The 20,970-nt window shown below is 71.5% G+C and carries 18 protein-coding genes; 10 read left to right on the forward strand and 8 right to left on the reverse strand.

The genetic code is table 11. The features are described from left to right. Window positions 1-8: 8 nt before the first annotated feature. The 4 genes from AB0877_RS03930 (at window position 9) to AB0877_RS03945 (ending at window position 4,835) form a co-directional block, all read left to right on the forward strand. Window positions 9-1,787, forward strand: a complete 1,779-nt coding sequence (locus tag AB0877_RS03930; RefSeq protein WP_366606416.1) for an N-acetylglutaminylglutamine amidotransferase — start codon at window positions 9-11, stop codon at window positions 1,785-1,787. Continuing rightward, window positions 1,788-3,635 carry a prolyl oligopeptidase family serine peptidase gene (locus AB0877_RS03935; RefSeq protein ID WP_366606417.1) on the forward strand — a complete coding sequence of 616 codons (1,848 nt, stop codon included), beginning with the start codon at window positions 1,788-1,790 and terminating at the stop codon, window positions 3,633-3,635. It abuts the gene before it with no gap. A gap of 17 nt (window positions 3,636-3,652) precedes the next feature. Beyond that, window positions 3,653-4,207: a hypothetical protein gene (locus AB0877_RS03940; protein ID WP_366606419.1), complete on the forward strand. Its 555-nt coding sequence runs from the start codon at window positions 3,653-3,655 to the stop codon at window positions 4,205-4,207. Window positions 4,208-4,280: 73 nt separating this feature from the next. Then, window positions 4,281-4,835 carry a dihydrofolate reductase family protein gene (locus AB0877_RS03945; protein ID WP_366606420.1) on the forward strand — a complete coding sequence of 185 codons (555 nt, stop codon included), beginning with the start codon at window positions 4,281-4,283 and terminating at the stop codon, window positions 4,833-4,835. Between the two features lie 4 nt (window positions 4,836-4,839). Here AB0877_RS03945 and AB0877_RS03950 read toward each other — a convergent pair whose 3' ends face one another. Beyond that, a complete protein-coding gene (locus tag AB0877_RS03950; RefSeq protein ID WP_366606422.1) occupies window positions 4,840-7,917 on the reverse strand; it encodes a BTAD domain-containing putative transcriptional regulator in 3,078 nt (1,025 codons plus the stop codon). A gap of 534 nt (window positions 7,918-8,451) precedes the next feature. On the opposite strand from AB0877_RS03950, the gene AB0877_RS03955 reads away from it, so the two are divergent. The 5 genes from AB0877_RS03955 (at window position 8,452) to AB0877_RS03975 (ending at window position 12,844) form a co-directional block, all read left to right on the forward strand. Continuing rightward, window positions 8,452-8,724, forward strand: a complete 273-nt coding sequence (locus tag AB0877_RS03955) for a GlsB/YeaQ/YmgE family stress response membrane protein (protein WP_366606424.1) — start codon at window positions 8,452-8,454, stop codon at window positions 8,722-8,724. Between the two features lie 541 nt (window positions 8,725-9,265). Then, on the forward strand, window positions 9,266-11,059 hold the full coding sequence (locus AB0877_RS03960) for an adenylyl cyclase (RefSeq protein WP_366607086.1): 1,794 nt from the start codon (window positions 9,266-9,268) through the stop codon (window positions 11,057-11,059). Between the two features lie 181 nt (window positions 11,060-11,240). Continuing rightward, entirely contained in the window at window positions 11,241-11,321 is an 81-nt protein-coding gene (locus AB0877_RS03965) for a putative leader peptide (RefSeq protein ID WP_355006783.1), read from the forward strand. A gap of 174 nt (window positions 11,322-11,495) precedes the next feature. Continuing rightward, the gene (locus AB0877_RS03970; RefSeq protein ID WP_366606426.1) at window positions 11,496-11,642 is read left to right on the forward strand and encodes a hypothetical protein; all 147 of its coding nucleotides are present in this window, start codon (window positions 11,496-11,498) and stop codon (window positions 11,640-11,642) included. Then, window positions 11,642-12,844 (forward strand): putative sulfate exporter family transporter, encoded by a 1,203-nt coding sequence (locus tag AB0877_RS03975; protein ID WP_366606427.1) that lies wholly within the window; start codon window positions 11,642-11,644, stop codon window positions 12,842-12,844. The genes AB0877_RS03970 and AB0877_RS03975 overlap by 1 nt, the downstream gene beginning before the upstream one ends. 65 nt (window positions 12,845-12,909) lie before the next feature. Here AB0877_RS03975 and AB0877_RS03980 read toward each other — a convergent pair whose 3' ends face one another. The 6 genes from AB0877_RS03980 to AB0877_RS04005 all read right to left on the reverse strand — a co-directional run bounded on the left by AB0877_RS03980 (window position 12,910) and on the right by AB0877_RS04005 (window position 18,782). Beyond that, a complete protein-coding gene (locus AB0877_RS03980; protein WP_366606429.1) occupies window positions 12,910-14,385 on the reverse strand; it encodes an acyltransferase in 1,476 nt (491 codons plus the stop codon). A 128-nt stretch (window positions 14,386-14,513) separates the two neighbouring features. Continuing rightward, complete coding sequence (gene wecB, locus AB0877_RS03985) at window positions 14,514-15,674, reverse strand: UDP-N-acetylglucosamine 2-epimerase (non-hydrolyzing) (protein WP_366606430.1); 1,161 nt, start codon at window positions 15,672-15,674, stop codon at window positions 14,514-14,516. A gap of 6 nt (window positions 15,675-15,680) precedes the next feature. Beyond that, the gene (locus tag AB0877_RS03990) at window positions 15,681-16,544 is read right to left on the reverse strand and encodes a choice-of-anchor P family protein (protein WP_366606432.1); all 864 of its coding nucleotides are present in this window, start codon (window positions 16,542-16,544) and stop codon (window positions 15,681-15,683) included. 6 nt (window positions 16,545-16,550) lie between these two features. Then, window positions 16,551-18,104 (reverse strand): glycosyltransferase family 2 protein, encoded by a 1,554-nt coding sequence (locus tag AB0877_RS03995; RefSeq protein ID WP_366606434.1) that lies wholly within the window; start codon window positions 18,102-18,104, stop codon window positions 16,551-16,553. Further along, window positions 18,094-18,636, reverse strand: a complete 543-nt coding sequence (locus AB0877_RS04000) for a hypothetical protein (protein ID WP_366606436.1) — start codon at window positions 18,634-18,636, stop codon at window positions 18,094-18,096. Before AB0877_RS04000 ends, AB0877_RS03995 begins: the two co-directional genes overlap by 11 nt. Beyond that, window positions 18,633-18,782: a peptidase gene (locus AB0877_RS04005; protein ID WP_088989215.1), complete on the reverse strand. Its 150-nt coding sequence runs from the start codon at window positions 18,780-18,782 to the stop codon at window positions 18,633-18,635. Before AB0877_RS04005 ends, AB0877_RS04000 begins: the two co-directional genes overlap by 4 nt. 189 nt (window positions 18,783-18,971) lie before the next feature. Between AB0877_RS04005 and AB0877_RS04010 the strand changes: the two genes are divergently transcribed. Continuing rightward, a complete protein-coding gene (locus AB0877_RS04010; RefSeq protein ID WP_366606437.1) occupies window positions 18,972-20,018 on the forward strand; it encodes an LCP family protein in 1,047 nt (348 codons plus the stop codon). 60 nt (window positions 20,019-20,078) lie between these two features. On the opposite strand, the gene AB0877_RS04015 is transcribed toward AB0877_RS04010, so the two are convergent. Beyond that, complete coding sequence (locus AB0877_RS04015) at window positions 20,079-20,942, reverse strand: TylF/MycF family methyltransferase (protein ID WP_366606439.1); 864 nt, start codon at window positions 20,940-20,942, stop codon at window positions 20,079-20,081. Between the last annotated feature and the right edge of the window lie 28 nt (window positions 20,943-20,970).

The following is a 20,970-nucleotide window of genomic DNA, read 5'->3' on the forward strand; positions in this document are numbered from 1 at the left end:
TGTGAGCCATGTGCGGTATCGGAGGCGAGTTCCGCCTCGACGGGGCGTCGCCGGACCTGGCCGCCGTCGAGCGGATGCTCCCCGCCCTGGCCTCCCGGGGCCCGGACGGCGAGGGTCGGTGGCAGCAGGGTCCGGTGGCCCTGGTCCACCGCCGACTGCGCATCATCGACCTGTCCGACGCGGGCGCCCAGCCGATGGTCGACCACGAGCTGGGTCTGGCGGTGGTCTTCAACGGCTGCGTCTACAACTACCGGGAGCTGCGCGACGAGCTGACCGCCGCCGGCTACTCCTTCCGGTCCACCTCGGACACCGAGGTGATCATCAAGGCGTACCACCGGTGGGGGACGGGGTGTGTCGAACGGTTCTACGGGATGTTCGCGTTCGCCCTGGTCGAGCTGGCCACGCACACCCTGGTGCTGGCCCGGGACCGGCTCGGCATCAAACCGCTCTACCTGGCCGAGGGGCCGGGCCGGCTGCGCTTCGCCTCGACCCTGCCGGCGCTGCTGGCCGCCGGTGACGTGGACACCGACCTCGACCCGGTGGCGCTGCACCACTACATGAGCTTCCACTCGGTGGTGCCGGCACCGCGCACGATCCTCGCCGGGGTCCGCAAGCTGCCGCCGGCCACCGTTCGGGTGATCACCGCGGACGGCCGGAGCACCGACACCACCTACTGGCGGCCGCAGTTCAACCGGGCCGCCGCCCCCGCCATGTCCGCCGACGAGTGGCAGGAACGGCTCATGGCGGCGTTACGCACCGCCGTACGACGGCGGATGGTCGCCGACGTGCCGGTCGGCGTGCTGCTCTCCGGCGGTCTCGACTCCAGTCTGATCGTCGCCCTGCTGGCCGAGCAGGGCCAGAGCGGCCTGGCCACCTTCAGCATCGGCTTCGAGGCGGCGGCGGGGGAGAGCGGCGACGAGTTCCACTACTCCGACCTGATGGCCCGCCACTTCGACACCGACCACCAGCAGATCCGCATCGACGCGAAGCGGTTCGTGCCCGCCGTGCACCAGGCCATCGGGGCGATGAGCGAACCGATGGTCAGTCACGACTGCGTCGCGTTCCACCTGCTCTCCGAGGAGGTCTCCCAGCGCATCACCGTCGTGCAGTCCGGGCAGGGCGCCGACGAGATCCTCGCCGGCTACGACTGGTACCCGCCGATGGCCAACGTGGCCCGCGAAGACGCCGTCGAGGCGTACGCCCGGGTGTTCTTCGATCGTCGCCACGACGCGCTCGGCGGGCACCTGGCGCCTGAGTGGATGCTCGACCAGGACGCCAGCCTGGAGTTCGTCGCCACGCACTTCGGCGCGCCCGGCGCGGACACCGCGCTGGACGCGGCGCTGCGCCTGGACAGCCTGGTGATGCTCGTCGACGACCCGGTCAAGCGGGTCGACAACATGACGATGGCCTGGGGGCTGGAGGCCCGCGTGCCGTTCCTCGACCACGAGGTGGTCGAGCTGGCCGCCGCCTGCCCACCGACCATGAAGCTGGCGCAGGGCGGCAAGGGGGTGCTGAAGGCCGCGAGCCGGGGCATCGTCCCGGACGAGGTGATCGACCGGCCGAAGGGCTACTTCCCGGTGCCCGCCATCCGGCACCTCTCCGGTCCACTGCTCGACGACGTGCGGGACGCGCTGACCGCCCGGCCGGCGCGCGAGCGGGGTCTGTTCCGCAAGGACTACCTGGAGGAGTTGCTGGACGCACCGAACGCCCGGCGGACCACGCTGGGCTCCAACGCGCTCTGGCAGCTGGGGCTGCTGGAGCTCTGGTTGCAGCGGATCGGGGTTTAGATGAGCGTACGGATTGAGCCGCCGCGCACCAGCCGGCGGGCCCGACCCGCGAGCCACCGGACGGTGTCGCCCCCGGTGCCGATCAGCGAGGACTTCGCCCCCGCACCGTCCCCCGACGGCCGCCGGGTGGCGTTCCTCTCCGACCGGGCCGGGACGCCCGGCGTCTGGGTCTGCCAGGTCGACGCGGGGGCGCCCGTCGCGCTGCCCGTCGGCGACGAACCGGTTCTCGCGCTGAGCTGGTCCCCGGACGGTCAGTGGCTGGCCTGTGTCGTCGCCCCCGGCGGCGCGCCCCGCACCGAGCTGTGGGTGCTGCGCCCGGACGGCACGTCACGTCACCAGGTTGCCGGTTTCGGCCGCCGCAGCGCCGCGCTGGCCGGCTGGCTGCCGCACGGCACGGTGCTGGCGGTCACCGAGACCGACGATCACGGGCAGGCCCTGCTCGTCGACGCGGCCACCGGGCACCGGCGGGTGCTCGCCCAGGGCGACCTGCTCACCCTCCTGGACGTGACCCCGGACGCGGGCACCGCGCTGTTGCGCCGCGGCCCCCGGAACGCCCGCTGGCTGGAGGTGATCGACGTGACCACCGGCGTCCGGCGGCGGCTCCTGCCGGACACCGGGCGGGGCAGCACGGACCAGGGTTGGTTCGGCCCGGACGGTACGAGCGTGCTGGCCCGCACCGACGCGTACTCCGAACTCGCCACGCTGGTACGGGTCGACCTGACCCGACCGGAGCAGCCGCCGACCCGGCTCGCCGGACGACCGGACGCCGAGCTGGAACACGTCACGCCCAGCGCGGACGGGCAGCGTGGCGCGTTGCTGTGGAACACCTACGGCGGGCGCAGCGAGCTCAGCCTGCTCGACTTCGCCAGCGGTGTCCAGCGGGCCGTCGCCGCCCCCGGCGAGGTGCTCGGCGACACCGTCTTCGCCGCCGACGGTGGCCTGCTCTGCCTCACCGCGCAGGGGCCGGTGCAACCGCGGGAGGTGTGGCTGGTCGACCCGTCGACCGGGGCGCCGCGCCCACTGCGGCCGGACACCGGCGTCCCGCGTACGGACAACGCCGGCGTCGCACCGCACCTTCTCGACCTGCGCGCCCGCGACGGGTTGCCGCTCTCCGGCTGGCTCTACCGTCCGGCCGGGCCGGGCCCCTGGCCGACCGCGATCAGCCTGCACGGTGGCCCGGAGGCGCAGGAGCGTCCCGGCTGGAACCCGCTGTTCCAGGCCCTGGTGGCGCAGGGCATCGCGGTCTTCGCGCCCAACGTCCGTGGGTCGTCCGGGTTCGGCCGTTCGTTCGTCGCCGCCGACAACCTCGCCGGCCGCTACGGCGCGATCGCCGACGTGGCGGCCTGCGCCGACTTCCTCGTCGATGCCGGCGTCGCCCGGCCCGGCCAGCTCGGCGTCCTGGGCCGCTCCTACGGCGGTTACCTGGTCCTCGCGGTACTGGTGAACTTCCCCGGTCTGTTCGCCGCCGGGGTCGCCGAGTGCGGCATCTCCGACTTCCGGACCTTCTTCGCCGGCACCGAGCCGTGGATCGCCGCCGCCGCCGTCAGCAAGTACGGCGACCCGCACCGCGACGCCGACCTGCTGCGCGAGCTCTCCCCGCTGACCCACATCGACCGGCTGGACGTGCCGGTGCTGCTGATCCACGGCGCCAACGACACCAACGTGCCGGCGGGCGAGTCGGCCCAGGTCGCCCAGGCCCTCGCCGACCGGGGTGTGCCGCACGGACACCTGGTGCTCGCCGGCGAGGGGCACGACTTCCTGTCGCGGGCCAGCGCCGAGGCGGCCCGCACGGCCACCACCGGCTGGCTGACCCGGCACCTCGCCGCGACCGCGACCGTCGTCGGCTGAGGCGTTATCCTGCGCCGGTGGAGGTGGCGGCGCAGGACGAGCGGTTGGCCGCGGACCTGGGTCGCTGGCTGGCCGAGGTCACCTTCGTCGACCTGGACACCGACGAGGTCACCGCGCTGGTGATCGATTCGGTGGTGCGGTGGGCCGAGGCCCAGGGCTGGCGGGTCTACCGGCGCGCGCCCAGCGTGCTGCCGTTGCCACCGCCGCTGGAGCAGCGGCACTCGGTGCTCGACGTGGCGTGTGCCCGTCCGGACGCTCCGCCCGTCGTGGTGGAGGTCGACCACACCGACCGGGCCCGTACGGTGCAGAAGCTGCGCGCGGAGGCGGACGCCGGCCGGATCCCGATCTGGGTGCGGTGGGGCGTCGGGCGTTTCACCGCGCCGCCACCGCCGGTGCGGATGGTGACCGTCGAGGTGACCCGGCGGGCGGGTCCGGCCGGGCGCGGACGGCTGTACAGCCGCGGCGGTGACCGCCCCGCCCCGGCCCACTCGAGCGGCGGCGGCACGGTGACCCCGCAGGCGCTGCCGATCCCGCTTGCCGGCCCGGCCGACGGCGCCGGTAAGGGGACCTGAAGCGGATCGTAAGCGGGCTCCGGCAGAGTTCTGGGTGTCACCGGAGAGCACGACAGACACCCAGGAGATCCCGATGCGCAAGCTCGTCAACTCGACCTACATCACCCTCGACGGCGTCATCGAGAACCCGATGTGGACCATGCCGTACTTCGACGAGGAGGCGGCCAGCCTCGCCGGGGCGCAGACCGAGGAGGCCGACGCGATGCTGATGGGCCGGGCCACCTACGACGGCATGTCCGCCGCCTGGCCGACCCGGGACGAGAGCGACCCGAGCACGGGCGCCGCGTACTTCAACAACGTCAAGAAGTACGTCGCCTCGACCACCCTGACCAACCCCACCTGGAACAACACCGAGGTGCTCCAGGGTGACCTGGTCGAGGCGGTCACCGCGCTCAAGGCCCAGCCGGGCAAGAACATCATCCAGTACGGCTTCGGCTCGGTCACCGCCCAGTTGATCCGGGCGGGCCTGGTGGACGAGGTCCGGTTCTGGATCCACCCGGTGCTGGAGGGCGGCCCCAGCCTCACCACGCCGCTGGCCGACGTCAAGGCGTCGTTCGACCTGATCGACACCCGGGTGCACAAGAGCGGCGTGATCGTCGCCTCGTACCAGCCGAAGGTGACCTCCTGACCGGTCAGAGCTGGGCCCGGGCCTCGCCCGGGCTCAGCCCCGCGCCCTCGGCCAGCAGCGCGTCGAAGCGTTCCGGCCCGAGTTCGGCCCGCAGGCGTGCGGTCACCCGGTCGGTGTCGTCGCGTTCGGCAGGCGCGGCGGGGGACCGCGTCGCGATCCGGGCGGCGGCCGCCGCGCCCAGCAGCCGGACGGCGACCCCGGGGGAGCGCACCGCCGCCGCCATCCCCTCCAGCGGGCCGATCGCGTCGCGCATGGTCGCCATCGCCTCGGCGACCTCGAACGCCTCGATGTGCAGGGCCAGGGCGGCGTCCGGGTCGCCGCCCTGCTCGACCGCGTAGCCCAGCTCCACCAGCACCATCGGCAGGTAGAGCGCGGGTTGGCTCTCTGCCCGGCCCAGGTCGGCGAGGTGGCCGAGGTGGGTGACGGCCAGGTCGAGCTTGCCGTCACGGCGGGCGGCCAGCCCGAGGCTCATCTCCGCGAAGATCAGCGCGCCGGGCGAACCCTGCTCCACCGCCAGGTCGTAGGCGCGTTCGGCCAGCTCCCGACCCTGGGCGTAGTCGCGGGTCTGCACCGCGAGCCAGGCCAGCCAGGACAGCTCGGCGCAGACCTGCGGCCACAGCGCCAACTCCTCGGCCCAGCGCAGCCCCTCCCGGTGCAGCGCGGCGGCGCGCTCGTGCTCGCCGCGCATGTCCGCCAGCCCACCCACCCACTCGGTCGCCCGGAGCCGACCCCACCGGTCGCCGAGGTCGGCGAAGAGAGCGGCGGCGCGGGTCGCGGTGCGCTCCAGGGTGGCCTGGTCACCGTTGGCGTGGGCGATGTGGGCCAGGGAGGTCAGCACCGCCGCCTCGGTCCACGGGTCGGTGGTGGCGGTGGGTAGCAGCTCCGAGACCAGGGCCAGATCGCCCTGTTCGATCACCGCGTTGGCCGCGAACCACGCGGCGTGGCTGTCCGGGTCGGCGGCCACGGCCGCGCGTACGTCGTCCGGTGCGATCATCTCGCCCTGCGACAGGGCGAACCCGACCCGCCAGGGTGCCGCGCGGGCCTCCTGCTCCGCGTCGCCGGGCACGGCCAGCGCCCGCCGTGCCTCGGTGAGCCGGCCGCGCAGGAACCAGTACCAGCTCAGTGCGACCGCCAGGCGCAGCCCACCACCGTGCGCCAGCGCCGATCGCAGGTTCGCCAGCTCGGTGTCGAGCAGCGCCAGCCATTGCCGCTGGTCGGCCCCACGCAGCCCGGGGTCGGCGCGTTCGGCCAGCTCGATGTAATAGGAGGCGTGCCGCCCGCGTACCTCGTCGGCGTCGCCGAGGCGTTCCAGGCAGAACGCGGCCACCGATTCGAGCAGCCGGTAGCGGGGGGCCGCGCCGGAGTCGTCGAGCACCACCAGCGACCGGTCCACCAGCCGGGCGAGGGCGTCCAGGTCGGTTCGGCAGACCTGTTCGGCGGCCTCCGGGGTGCAGCCGTCCGGGAACACCGCCAGTTGGGCGAGCACCACCCGGTCGGACTCGTCCAGGAGGTCCCAACTCCAACCGATCACCGCGGTGAGCGTCCGCTGCCGGGGTGGCACGTCCCGCTGCGCGGAGGTGAGCAGCCGGAACCGGTCGTCGAGTCGATCCACCACCCCGCGTACGCCCAGCGCGCGGACCCGGGTCGCGGCCAGCTCCAACGCCAGCGGCAGCCCGTCGAGGCGGCGGCACAGCTGGGCCACCGCCGTCGCGGTCGGCCCGTCGAGGCGGAAACCGCGCTGCTGCGCGGCGGCCCGGGCGACGAACAACCGGGCCGCCGCCGAGCGCCGGACCGCCTCCAGGTCACCGTCGTCGGGCACCGGGAGTGGGGGTACCTCCCAGAGCCGCTCACCGGTCAGCCCGAGAGGCTCCCGGCTGGTGGCCAGCACACTCACCCCGGGCACGTCGCGCAGCAGCCGGGCGACCAGCTCGGCGACCGATTCGATGACGTGTTCGCAGTTGTCCAGCACGAGCAACAACTGCCGGTGCCGCAGGGCCGTGACCACCCGATCGGCGGGCGACTGGGTCGCTCCAGCGGCCTCGTGTGCGCCCAGAGCGCCGAGCACCTGGTCGGCGATGCGGGCGTCACCGGCCGGGAGTGGGGCCAGCTCGACCAGTCGGACGCCGTCCGGGTAGGACGACCCGCGGGCCGTTTCGGTGGCCAGCCGGGTCTTGCCGACGCCGCCCGGGCCGACCAGCGTGACCAGCCGCTGCCGGGGCAGCAGCGCTCGCAGTTCGGCCAGCGCCTCGTCCCGCCCAATCAACTCGTCGAGCGGGGCCGGCAGGTTGCCCCGGACGGCGTTGGTGTCGTCGGCGTTGCTGGCGGCGTGCCCGATCGCGGCCTTTGTCGGGGCGTTCAGGCCGGCGTCCTGGTCGAGGATCCTGCGGTGCAGGGCGACCAGCTCCGGGCCGGGGTCGAGGCCCAACTCCTCGGCGAGGCGGGCCCGCAGCTCCGCGTAGCTCTCCAACGCCTCGGACTGGCGGCCGGCCGCATACAACGCGCGTAGTTGCACCGCCCGCAGGCCCTCGCGCAGCGGATGCCGCGCAACCAGCTCAGCCAGGTCAGCGGCTACCAGGTCATGCTCGCCCCGGGCCAGCCGGGCCTGCGCCAACCGCTCCTGAACGACGAGGCGCTGCTCAGCGAGGCGGGCCGCCTCGGCCCGCACGAACTCGGCGTCGGCCACGTCGGCGTACGCCTCACCGCGCCACAACGCGAGGGCCTCGGTCAGCCGGTCGACATCGGCGCAGCGGGCCAGCTCGTCGAAGCGGTCGACGTCGACCGCGTCGACCCGCAGCAAATAGCCGGGTGGCCGGGACTCGACCAGCTCGCGGGCGCCGGGCTCGGCGTCGTTGAGCGCCTTGCGCAGCTGCGACACCCGCACCTGGAGTGCCCCGGTCGGATTGGCGGGGGCGTCGTCACCCCACAGGTCGTCGATGAGGCGGTCTGCCGAGACGACCTGGTTGCGGTTGACCAGCAGGTCGGCCAGTAACGCCCGGACCTTCGTGCCGGGCACCACCACCGGCTCGCCGGCGTCCGTGCTCACGGCGAGCGGCCCGAGCACCCCGAACTGCACGGCGGTCATCCTAGCCCCGGTCGAGGCGACCCAAAGCCCACCGCAACGCCCCCACCAACCAGTCCGTCGGCCCCGCACCCCAGACAGACCCACCAGCCCCACCCCACCCGCTAGCCCAGTGCTGCACGGACACCTGGTGCTCGCTGGCGAGGGCCACGACTTCCTCTCGCGGGCCAACGCCACCCCGCCCCGCCGGCCCCGCCCCCACTCCGTCGGCCCGCCAGCCCCGCCCACCCCACCGCCCCGCCCCGCCCCGCCAGCCGCCGCCCCACCCCGCACCCCCCGCTCCGTCGATCATGGACTTATGGTGGCCGTTTCAGCCGCGAACAACCGTTCTGCACACCACCACAACTCCATGATCGACAGAGCGGGGGGTGGGCCGGGACCCAGCTCTCCGCGATCTTGCACTCTCTGCGGTGGCATAGCTCGCGAACGCCGCATTACGGCAGCACAAAGTGCAAGATCGCGTAAGGTGGGTTTGAGGGTTGGTTGCTTGGGGCAATTAAGTCGTTGACTACACCTCTCTTTCGAAGGACGGCTTCCGTGGAGATTTCCGGCTTCTTTGCCGCCATCATCATCGGCCTGGTCATCGGCGCGCTGGGCCGCCTGGTCGTACCGGGCAAGCAGAACATCCCCATCTGGCTGACACTGCTCATCGGTGTGGTCGCAGCGCTCCTCGGCACACTCGTCGCCGGTGCCCTCGGCGTCGACGAGACCAGCGGAATCGACTGGATCGAGCTGTTACTGCAGGTCGCCTTCGCCGCCGTCGGCGTGGCGATCGTCGCCGGTGCCCGCGGCCGCCGCCGGGTGCGCTGACCTCCCACAGCATTGCGCCTCTCGCGCCATCGTGCCTCTCGCGCCATCGTGCCTCTCGCGCCATCGTGCCGGCCCACCCTCCGCAGGAGGGTGGGCCGGCGCTGCGTCAGGGGTTCGAACGGGCCGACCGACCGGCGACGGGTCTGCCGCGCGCTGGTGAACACGCCCCGGCCTGATCCACGTCTCAGCAGGAACGGGGCTGAGCCGCTCAGCGCCGGCCGCCATCACCCGGCCCTCCCGGGCGTGCTCGCATCAGTGTCGGCTGACTGACAGTGAGCCGTCTCGTATCACCGCATGTCGACGTTTCGCCCGTCCGTGGTCATGGCGCGCGGCCGGTTCAGGGGGTAGAAACATGTCAACCCTTCGGTGCGACCTCACTCTCGGCCGTAGGGCTCAGAGAGCGCTCTCACCGCCCCCAGCTGCGCCGGAAGTACGCCGGCCAGCGGAGAGGACGAACCACGTGACAACCCTGTCCCGACGCGTGCGCCGGAGATCCGGTCGTACCCTCCTGCTCGCCCTGGTGTTGACCACCGCCACCACGATGACCAGCACGGTGGCCAGCGCCGGCCGCCCGACGCACGGCGCACCGGACTTCGGCCCGAACGTCACGATCTTCGACCCGTCGATGCCGGTCGGCGAGATCCAGCAGACCCTGGACGCGGCGCATGCCCGGCAGGTCGACAACGAGATGGGCGCCGAGCGGCACGCCTACCTCTTCAAGCCCGGCACGTACGGCACGGCCGCGCAGCCGTTGCAGGCCAAGGTCGGCTACTACACCGAGGTGTCCGGCCTGGGCGCCTCGCCCACCGACGTCACCGTCAACGGCAAGCTGGAGGTCTACAACCGCTGCCTCGCCGACGGCGGCACCGGCAACTGCCTCGCGTTGGTCAACTTCTGGCGCACCCTGTCCAACCTCTCGCTCACCATCAACGCGGCCGGCCAGAACGACTGCCGGTCGTCGGCGAACTTCTGGGCGGTCTCCCAGGCGGTGTCGATGCGCCGTCTGAACATCGGCGGCGGCGGTCTGTCGCTGATGGACTACTGCACCGCCGGCCCGCAGTACGCCAGCGGCGGGTTCATCGCCGACTCGCGGCTGCCGGCCACGACGAACGGTTCACAGCAGCAGTGGTTGACCCGCAACAGCGAGGTCGGCAGTTGGTCCAACGCGGTGTGGAACCAGGTGTTCGCGGGGGTCGAGGGCGCGCCGGACGACGCCACGTTCCCCGACCCGCCGTACACCACCCTGGAGACCACCCCGCTCAGCCGGGAGAAGCCGTACCTCTTCGTCGACGGCAAGGGTCGCTACCAGGTGCGGGTGCCCGCCGCGCAGCGCGACAGCCGGGGTGTCTCCTGGGCTGACGGCATCACGCCGGGGCGCACCATCGGGATCGGCGACTTCTTCATCGCCAAGCCGTCGGACTCGGTACGCGTCATCAACAGCCAGTTGGCGCGCGGCAAGCACCTACTGCTCACGCCCGGCACGTACGACATCGCGCGCAGCATCGAGGTTCGGCGTCCGAACACCGTGGTGCTGGGGATCGGGCATGCCACGCTGACCGCGGTGAACGGCGCGATCCCGCTGGACGTGGCGGGTGTTCCCGGGGTGATCGTCGCCGGTGTCACGATCGATGCCGGCCTCGTCGAGTCGCCGGTCCTGCTGCGGGTCGGCGCCGAGCACGGCCGCAACGCGAGCAGCCCGCACAACCCGACCACGCTCTCCGACGTGTACTTCCGGGTCGGCGGCCCGCACATCGGACGGACGGACACCGCGCTGGAGGTCAACAGCGACAACGTGCTCATCGACCACACCTGGGTGTGGCGTGGTGATCACGGTGTCGAGGGCTTCACCGAGGGCGTCAACGGTGACACCGACCGCTGGCGTACCAACACCGGCCGTTACGGCGCCGTCATCAACGGCGACCACGTGACGGCGACGGGCCTGTTCGTCGAGCACTTCCAGCGCTACAACACGATCTGGAACGGCGAGCACGGCACCACGATCCTCTACCAGAACGAGCTGCCGTACGACCCGCCGACGCAGGCCGACTGGATGAACGGCGCGGTCGAGGGCTGGGCCGGGTACAAGGTCGGTGACCGGGTGCGTCACCACACCCTGTACGGGGGCGGGGTGTACGTGTTCAACCAGAACAACCCGTCGATCCACACCGAGAACGGCTTCGAGGTCCCGAACCGGCCCGGGGTGCGGCTGCACCACATCATGACCGTCAACCTCAGCGCCGGGACGATCGACCATGTGGTCAACGGCGTCGGGGACGCCGCCGACATGACGAAGGTCGGCGCTCCGGTCTATCTGACCCGGTATCCGACTCCGTAGCGGGGATCGGGCGTACCGACGGGGCCGGAGCCGGCGATGGCTCCGGCCCCGCTGTGCTGGTGTGTCCGGGCCCGCCGCCCGCCGCCCGCCGCCCGCCGCCCGCCGCCCGCCGCCCGCCGGCTGGTGGGAAATCTCCGCTCACGGTCTTGAATTCCTATCGAGTCGATAGGAAAATGGGCCAATGCCGGATGGTCCGTTCCTCACCTCGCGTCGGGCCGTCGACCTGATGCGGGTCGCCTCCGAGCTCTGTCCGGGTCGCTGACCACCGACCGGCTGGCACCACCCGCACCGTTCCTCGGCACCGCTGCCGAATCCCACGCCGCCCCGTGGCCCAACGGCCCGGCGGCCTCCGCGCGGTCACCGAGGCCCCGTCCTGCCTGCTCACCCCTGAACCGATCCGGCCACGGCCGGATCGGGCCATGTCTGGAGGTCCGTCATGACCACCGATCCGTCACCGCCCAGTCCGGAGACCGCCGCGGATTCCCGGCTCGCTTTCAACGAGGACTGGGCGGCGACCATTCTCGGCCTGGCCCTGCTCGCCCTGGTCCTGTTCGGTGTCATCCCCGCCGGGCTGGTGCCCTGATGACCGCCGACGCGACCCGCACCGGCAACGAGCCCGGCATCTCCGCCGACGAACCGTCCACCGCAAGCGAGCGCGACACGTCGGCGACCACCGCCGGCCCAGCCGAGCCGACCAGTGTGGCGCGTGACGGGGCGTTCTGGGCGTGGACGGCGATCGGCCTGCTGATCGTGGTCGGTCTCGCCGCGCTCACCCGCTACCTGGAGCAGAACGTCCCGGCCTGGGCCGAGGGCACCGCCGTCGAGGACATCGGAGCGGCGATCGAGTACCCGGTGTACGCGATCCTGCTCGGCCTGCTCGGCAACGTCGCCGTCACGCTGCTCGGGTGGCGGGACCGGATCGCCGCCGCGTTCCGGACCGAGTTCTTCATCAAGACCGGTCTGGTGTTGCTCGGGGCGTCGATCAACCTGGCCGTCATCGCCAGCGCCGCCGGCCCGGCGATCGCCCAGGCGATTCTGCTGATCAGCGGGGTTTTCCTGTTCACCTGGTGGTTGGCCGGCAGGTTCGGCCTCGACGACAAGCTGCGGGCGCTGCTCGCGTCGGCGGTGTCGATCTGCGGGGTCAGCGCGGCGATCGCCGCCGCCGGGGCCGTGCGGGCACGCCGCGAGCAGTTGGCCTACACGGCGAGTCTCGTCATCGTCTTCGCGTTGCCGTCCATCTTCATCCTGCCCTGGTTGGCCGACGTGTTCGGGCTCTCCGACGCGGTGGCCGGCGCCTGGATCGGTGGCAACATCGACACCACGGCGGCGGTCACCGCGGCGGGAGCGCTCGCCGGTGAGGAGGCGCTCCAGATCGCCAGCATCGTCAAGGTCACCCAGAATGCCCTGATGGGTGTGGTGGCGGTCGCACTCACCGCGTACTTCACACTGCGGGTGGAACGACGGCCCGGCGCGGCCCGACCGGGCCTCGCCGAGCTGTGGACGCGGTTCCCGAAGTTCGTCCTCGGCTTCATCGCGGCCTCGGTCATCGCCACCTGGTACCTCGACGCGGCTGGCGCGGACGGCAAGGCCACCATCGCCATCGTCAACGACCTGCGCGTGTGGTTCCTGATCCTGGCCTTCGTCAGCATCGGCCTGGAGGTCCGGGTCGCGTCGCTGCGGGAGGCGGGTTGGCGACCGGTGGCGGTCTTCGCCAGTGCCACGGTGTTCAACCTGGCGTTGGCGCTCGCCCTGGCGTCCGTGCTGTTCCGCGACTTCTCGGGCTGAGTCAGCCGGCTGCCCTGGCGCACGGTGACGGGGCCGGAGCCAGCTTGGCTCCGGCCCCGTCGTGATCAGCGGGGCGGTGTCGTCGGGGTGGTCGGCGCGCGGTGTGACCGACCCGACCGGGTGTGCGAGGTGGGCGTCTTGACCGGGTCGAACGGAAGGTCCTTCCTGGTCCGTACGGGTACCGCCAGGAACGACGGCGCCGTTGCGGTGAGCCGCTTGGCGCGGCGCGGGGTGGCCGCCGTGGCGGGGGCGTTCTTCGACGACCGGCTGTGCCGGGCACCCGCCTTGTGCCGGCCGGCGGCGGTGCGGGTCTCGGCGCCCTTGACGGTCACCGGGCTGGGGATCAGCACGGCCCGAGGGCTGGCGGTGCGGCCCGCGCGCCGGTGTCGTGCACGCCCGCTGCCGGTCTTGAACCCGAGGGCGGGCCGTTCCACCAGGTGCCAGGAGAGGACGGCGAACAGGAGGGCGCCGAGCAGGCTCAGCACGATGTAGCCGAGCATCCCGAACCGCGCCCCGCCGAGCAGGGCGATCATCTGCTGCACCGGGAAGCCGTAGATGTAGATGCCGTAGGTGTAGTCGTGCCGGCGGCTGATTCCAGACAGCCGCTTCGGCAGCGCGACGGCGGCGAAGAGCACCAGGTAGGCGAACGCCGGCAGGCCCACCGCGAAGAACCCGCCCAGCCACAGCGAGCCGACCAACGCGACGCCGGCCAGCACGGCCAGCTCCCTGGTCATCGGGATCCGGTGCGCGTACAGGCGGGCGGCCGCACCGAGCAGGAACAGGAAGCCGAGCATCAGCGTCCAGTCGGCGGCGAACGCGCCGAGCAGCGGGAACGGCCCGATCGCCCCGTGTTGCGGCGGGCGGGAGCTCCAGGTCGGTGCGGTGAAGAAGTCGCGCAGGATCAGGGCGTAGCAGACGCCGGTCAGGACGAGTACGGCACGAGGTGCCCGGTGCAGCACCGAGGTGACCACCAGGATGCCGACGATCCCGTAGAACGCCAGGTCGTAGCGGAGCGTCCACAGTGATCCGTCGAACGCGCTGGGCCCGCCGACGATCAGTCCGTACGGTGTCTCGGCCAGCAGCCCGGAGATGGGGAACTGCTCCATCGAGGCGAGGATGTTCGTGGTGACGTAGTCGAAGGGTCCCTCCGGGTGTCCCCAGAACCCGTCCAGGGTGCCGTTCTCGTAGAGCGCCGCGAGCGGCGCGAAGACGAACGCGGTGACCAGCAGGCAGGCCCACAGCCCGGGAAAGACCCGCAGCAGGCGGGCGCGGACGTACTGGCGCAGCGTGGAGCGCAGCGCGCTGTCGGTGATGAGGAATCCGGAGATCAGGAAGAACCCGTACAGGCACAGGGTGCCGAGGTCGCTCTGCCGGCCGAAGGTGGCCGCGCCGAGATTGTGCTGACCGAAGCCGAGCGGGCCGGCGTGCGCAATGATCACGCCACACGCCAACGCCAGGCGAAGGACGCCGAAGGCGTTGTGCTGGGCGGAGTATCTGCCCTGCAGCGTCGCGGAACGCTGCTCGTCCAACTTCGGCTGCACCTGACGACTCCTCTGATCACTGAGCTGTTCGGAACGACGGATCGGAGCGCTGCCGATCGATGTGCCAATTATCAGTGGGCAAAGGAGGTTTGTCCGGATTTTTAAGCGATTGTCCAGATCGGTGGAGGTCAGGTGACGGCAGCGGCGGTGCGACGACGCTGTTCGACCCGACGGGCCGGTACGTTCAGCAGCCCCGCCATGGCGACCACCGAGCGGTCACTCGCCCGCCCGTCACCGAATGGCGAGCCGACGACGGTGGCTCGCCCTGCGGCGAGGTGACGGAGACCGGCCGCCAGCAGCCGGTCGGGGTCGGTGCCCACCAACTCGCCACGGCCCGGGGTCAACGCCTCCGGACGTTCCGTGGTGTCCCTGGTGACCAACAACGGCACCCCCAGGGTGGCGGCCTCCTCCTGGAGCCCACCCGAGTCGGTCACCACCAGATCCGCAGCCCGCAGCAGCCCGACCATCTGCGGATAGGGCAGTGGTGGCGTGACCCGGGCGTTGGTGATGCCCGCGAGGCCCGCGGTGACCTCCGCGCTGAGCTGCGGATTGGGGTGGGAGACCAGCACGATCTGGACGTCCGGGCACTGCCGCGCCAGGCGGCGTAGTCCGTCCATTGTGGCGGCCACCCCGTGGCCCCAGTTCTCCCGGCGGTGCACGGTGGCCACCACCAGCTTGCGCGTCGGGTCGATCCAGTCCGGTGCCTGCGCAGTGCCGCGTGCGACGAGATCCTGGAGGGCGTCCACGACGGTGTTGCCGGTCACCACGATCGCATCGGAGCGAATGCCCTCACCGATGAGGTTCGTCCTGGCCGCCTGGGTCGGCGCCAGGTGCAACGCCGCGATTCGGGCGAGCATGGCCCGGTTGGCCTCCTCGGGGAACGGCCGGTCCAGGTCGTTGGTCCGCAGTCCAGCCTCCAGGTGGACGACCGGGACGTGCCGCCAGAACGCGGCGGTCCCGCCGGCCAGGGCGGTCGTGGTGTCCCCTTGCACCACGACCGCCGCTGGACGGTGGTGTGTGAGCAGCTCGTCGATGCCCGTGATCAGTGCCGCCGCCAGTTCGGCGAGCGAGCCGGTACGCCGTTGCGGGCGCAGGCTCACCTCCGGGCGGAGACCGAACGGGGCGAGTGCCTCGGCGACGCGTCCCGGCTGTTGACCGGTATCCGCCACCCGTACCGTGAACCTCGGATCATCGAGGAGACGGTGGATCAGAGGCGCGGTCTTCACTCCTTCCGGCCTGGTGCCGGCGAGGATCAGGACCTCTCGCGGTGTCGAGCTGCTGGCACACATGTCGGGTCAGCTCCGGGCAGCCGCGCGGCGACGCCGGTAGAGCGAGACCCCGCCGGTGGTGCCGGCCACGAGCGCGCCGAGACCGAGCGCGAGCGGTGCCCCGGCGAGCGGGATCACCGGAATGGGGGGAGCGACCGCGTTGGCCCCGCAGCTCGACGTGCCGATGGTGACGCCGGCCAGCGCTCCACCGAGCGCGGTCAGGTTCAGCGCCGTGACGGTGAGCTGACCCACGCCCGAGCTGGACTGGCCGTTGAGGGTCAGGTCGATCAGCCCCGGGATGCTCAGCCCGGTGTTCGGCGCCGGGTTGATCGGAAGGTTGAGCAGTGTCGTCTCGATACCCAGCAGCGTCGAGACGATCCGGGCGTTGGCCAGGGTCGCGGTGCCGGTCGCCGACGGGCTGCTGGTGGCGGTGCACGACGAGTAGATGGCGTCGGCGACGAGGGAGATCGTGGCGAGGCCACTGGTGCCGAGGGTCAGCGTCACCGCCGCGCCGGGCGTGACGAGGCACGACCCGCCGGGACCGATGGTGATCGAGCCGCCGGTGCCGAGCACACCGGCGCAGGCCGCCGAGGTTCCGTCGTTGAAGGCCCGGACGTTCTGGGCGAGCACCCCGGCGGTGATGACGGTCTGCGCGCCGAGCACGGCCAGCGGGGGATTCTGGTTACCGGAGATCGACTCGGTGGTGCCGTCGTTGGTGGCCGACGCCGTGCCGGAGCTGGCGAGGCCACCACCGAGCAGGCTGATCTGAAGCGCCGAGGCGGAGGACTGGGAGGTGTCGGCCATCGCCGGAGAGGCCGCCAGGACGACCATGGCGAGACCACCGGCCAGCACCGCGGCGGTGCGGGCGAGACCGGATCTAACTCGTGGCATAGATGTCTACTTTCTGGTGTGGGCGATTGCGGGGCGGTCTGTGGTGGGGGTGGTGGTGAGGTGTGCAAGGTGGCTGAGGTGCCGGGGCGGTCTGATCGACCGTGGCCCGTCGTTGCGGCCCGACCGTCGGGTCGGTTGGGCCCGGCGTGGCTGGGCCGGCACGGCGGCCCGGCCCACGGCCGTCTGGCCGACGGCCACTCGACCCACGGCCCGAGCCGGGGCCGGCTGCGGATCGGAGGCGCGGGCGGTCTTCTGCCAGTCGGTGCGGGCCGTCACCATGCGAGCGAAGGCCAGCCAGACCGCCACTGACTGCGCGTAGCTGTAGAGCCAGTGGCAGACGCCGAGCAGCAGGGCCTTGGGAATCGACAGCTGCGGCTCACAACGGATCCGGTAGACGATGCCCCACAGGGCGAACGGTCCGATGCCGAAGACGAGCACCAACGGGGGTACGCCCCAGCCGCCGCTGCTCCACCAGCCGCGCAGTCCACCCATCGTGTTGTCGATGTAGTAGGACATCACCACCAGGCAGGCGATGTAGATCGGCGTGCCGAGCAGTTGGGTCCACGGCGCGGCCAGGAAGTGGGCGATCTCCAGGGTGGCCGAGTTGCGGATTCGTGGCGAGCGCAGCACCCGGCCGAGGTAGCGGCCACACTGCATCGACCCCTGGGCCCAGCGGGTGCGTTGCCGCACCAGCGGGCGGATCCGGGTCAGCGCCTCCTGGGCCACCCAGCTCTCCGGGCAGTACTCGGTGCGACCCCCGGCCAGCAGGATGTGCAGGCCCAGTTCGAAGTCCTCCAGGAGGGCGCCGTGCCACGGTGTGCCGTGCTGGTCGGCGATCTCGTTGAGCAGGGACAGTCGGGTGAACTGCCCGTTGCCGCCCATCGCCACGCTGCCGGTGCGTCGGCGTAGCGACTGCATGGCGGCGATCGGGGCGCGGAACTCCATGTCCTGGAGCCGGATCAGCAGCCGTCCCCAGCGGCTGACCTCGGCCGGCTCTGCGTACCGGCGGGGCGCGCACTGGAGCATCCGCACCTCGACCTGTACCGCTCCGACCTGCGCCGAGCCGAAGTACTGACGGCCGGAGAGGGCCACCGGACCCTGGGGGTCGAGTCGGCTGTCCGCGTCCAGGACGCCGACGATCACCCGGGTGCGGTCCGCGTTGGCGGGCAACGACTGCTCGATGCGTCGCCAGGCGGCGTTGAGCGCCGCGCCCTTGCCCTGTCGTGCGTCCGGGAGCTGACGCTGGACGACGTGCACCCGCGGTTGGTCGGTGAAGGCCGCCAGTTCGGCCAGCGTGCCGTCGTCGGAGGCGTCGTCGACGCACCAGACGGTCGCCTGCGGGAAGTCGCCGAGCAGACGCCGCACGGTGTCGCCGATGACCGACGCCTCGTTGCGGCACGGCACGATGATGTGCCAGTCGAAGCCGTCCGGGCTGCCGCCGCGACTACGTGCGCTCTTCAGGTGGAACACCAGGATGCTCAGCACGTACGCGCAGAAGCTGACGCACAGCAGGAACGCCGCGGTGTTGAGCAGGGCGAGCGACTGCGTCTCAGTGGACACCGGCGACCGTCCCGGAGATCCGCTTGGTCCGGCTGACCAGGACCACGAAGAGGATCGTGACGGCGATCAGACCGGCGGTCGTGATCACCGAGCCGATCAGCACGTGGCTGCGCTCGTAGCCCAGTTTGAAGCCCCAGGTCTGCATCGAGACCACCACCGCGCCAAGTCGGATCTGGTTCACCGTGACCAGCAGCGCGACGGCCATCGCCAGGGCGTTGAGTCCACGCGTCAGGGTGATGCGGCGGAACCCGATCAACGTCGACGCGAGCACGATCGGCGGGATCAGCAGCATCGCGACCGAGCAGCCGCTGGAGACCATGAAGCCGACCCAGCGCTCGTCCAGCGGGAAGATCACGGCCGCGCCGATGGATTTGGTGTCCGCCAACCCCACGGCGTTGACGAGATGGGCGTTCAGCCACGCCTCCGCGCTGGCGATGTCGTGCCACCGCCAGAGCATGGCGACGGCGGCGGCGACTCCGATCAGGCCACCCGCGCTGGCGCGCAGCCACGACCCGCGTCGGGAACCTGTCACCGCTCGCGGCCCAACATGGCGACGAGCCACAGCGCCAGACCCAGCACGACCAGCCCGACGCCGACCAGCAACCAGGACTGAACGGCAACTCCGGTGGCGGCGAGGCCACCTCCGATGTGTGGCCCCTTGGTAGGTACTCCGTACATGCCAACTCCCTCGCTAACTCGAAGGTCAGAATGGCATCACAGAATCGGGCAAAGCGGATAAAGGGGCATAGAGACCCTAAAGAGTGATTAAATGCTTCATGAGTGTGGCGGGTACGTGTCCCGGAAGGGCTGCATCCCTTGCCACACAACAGGTTCAGCGTCCCGATAGTTCGTGCAGAGGTGGTCAACATGGTGACCGGTATCCCCGGACGCACGGCCACGCCGGCGCCGTCGAGGTGGCGGGCGATGGCCGGCTGGAAGAAGGCAGGCCTCGCCCTGCTCCTGATGTTCGGCGTGCTCTGCGCGGGCCTCGTCACCGTCGGCTTCGGCCTGAAGCATCGGTACGAGAGTCGGGTCCAGCGCGAGGACATCCTCGGCCAGGGCACCCGCGACGACCGCCGGTGGGAGTCGGGGCCGCTCAATCTCCTGCTGCTCGGGTCGGACTCCCGCGACGGCGAGCCGGACCAGGCCCTCTACCCCGGGCAGCGGTCGGACACCATCATGCTGGTGCACGTCAACGCCGCGCGGGAGGCCGCCACCGTCGTCTCCATCCCCCGGGACAGTTACGTCGACGTGCCCGCGGCGGGCCAGACCTGGGCCGGCGGTCCCAACAAGATCAACGCCGCGTTCGCGTTCGGCGGTGCCGCGCTGGCCGCCGAGACGGTCGCCAAGCTCACCGGGCTACCACTCGACGGCGTGCTGGTGGCCAACTTCGCCGCCGTCCGCAAGCTGGTGGACGCGGTGGAGGGGATCAACGTGTGCCTGCCGTACACCGTCAAGTCCTCGGACACCGGCACCACCTGGCCCGCCGGCTGCCACGACCTGGACGGCAAGGCGGCCGACGATCTGATGCGGCAGCGGCACGGTGTGCCCGGCGGAGACTTCGGCCGCATCCACGACCAGCAGCTCGTGGTCCGCGCCCTGGCCGAGCGGGTCACGGCGACGAATCTGCTCACCAGCCCGACCCGACTCGACCGGGTGCTCACCACCGCGGCCGAATCGCTTGTCGTCGACCGCGACCTGAACCTCACCGACCTCGCCCTCGTGCTGCGCAAGGTGAAGCCGGAGACCGTCCAGTTCGTCACCGTCCCGTTCAGCGACGCGAACCTGCAGACCCCGGCCGGGTCCGCGGTGCGGCTGGACGAGGTCCGAGCCCCGGCGCTCTTCGCCGCCCTGCGCGAGGACCGGGTGGCGCAGTGGGTCGCGGCCAACCCGCAGACGCCGCCGGCCAACTGAGTACGAGGACGAAAGACGGCGGGTGGGAGGTCTCCGAACCTCCCACCCGCCGTCGTCGGGTCAGCGCGACCGCCGCCAGTAGCGGCAGGTCCAGTCCACCTGGTGCAGCTCGTCCTCGATGCCGTGTTCGGCGCGGAAGTCGTCGACGGCCTGCTTGCAGCCGCGTACCGCGTGGTAGTCGTCGATGATCACGTAGCCTCCGACGGAGAGCTTCGGGTAGAGCGAGCGCAGCGCCACCATCGTCGAGTCGTAGAGGTCCCCGTCGAGACGCATCACCGAGATCTGCTCCACCGGCGCGGTCGGCAGGGTGTCCGAGAACCAGCCCTTGAGGAACCGGACCTGGCCGTCGAGGAGCCCGTACCGCTCGAAGTTCGCCTTCACCTGCTCCAACGACACGGCCAGGAAGGGCACCTGCCAGAGCGCGTCCTCGACGTCCTCGACCCGGTGCGGCGCCGGCTTCGGCAGGCCGCGGAACGAGTCCGCGACCCACACCGTCCGGTCCCGGTCGCCGTAGGCGCGCAGCATCCCGCGCATGAAGATGACCGCCCCGCCCCGCCACACCCCGGTCTCGATCAGGTCACCGGGCACACCCCGCTCCAACACGTCCTTGACGCATCGCTCCAGGTTGTCCAGCCGCCGCAGCCCGATCATGGTCTCGGCCTCCGGCGGCCAGTCCCGGCCGGTGGCCCGCGCCTCCGCGTCGAACGGGAACTGAAGCACCAGCTCCAGGCCCTTACGTCGCAGCAGGTGCCGGCCGTGCTGAAGGATCTTGCCGTGCAGGGAGCCCTGACGTGGGTGGTAGGGCATCCACGTCTCGCGGAAGACGTAGCGGGTCAGCGCCTTCTTGAGCAGATCGCAGTAGAGGGCGCGGGGGTCGTCCAGCGACGGCTCGGACGCCTGGGTGGGGATCAACATCTCACTCATCGGCCTATCTCCTTGTCGGTGTCGTTCC

This window comes from Micromonospora sp. NPDC047644, assembly GCF_040704315.1.
Lineage (GTDB): Bacteria > Actinomycetota > Actinomycetes > Mycobacteriales > Micromonosporaceae > Micromonospora.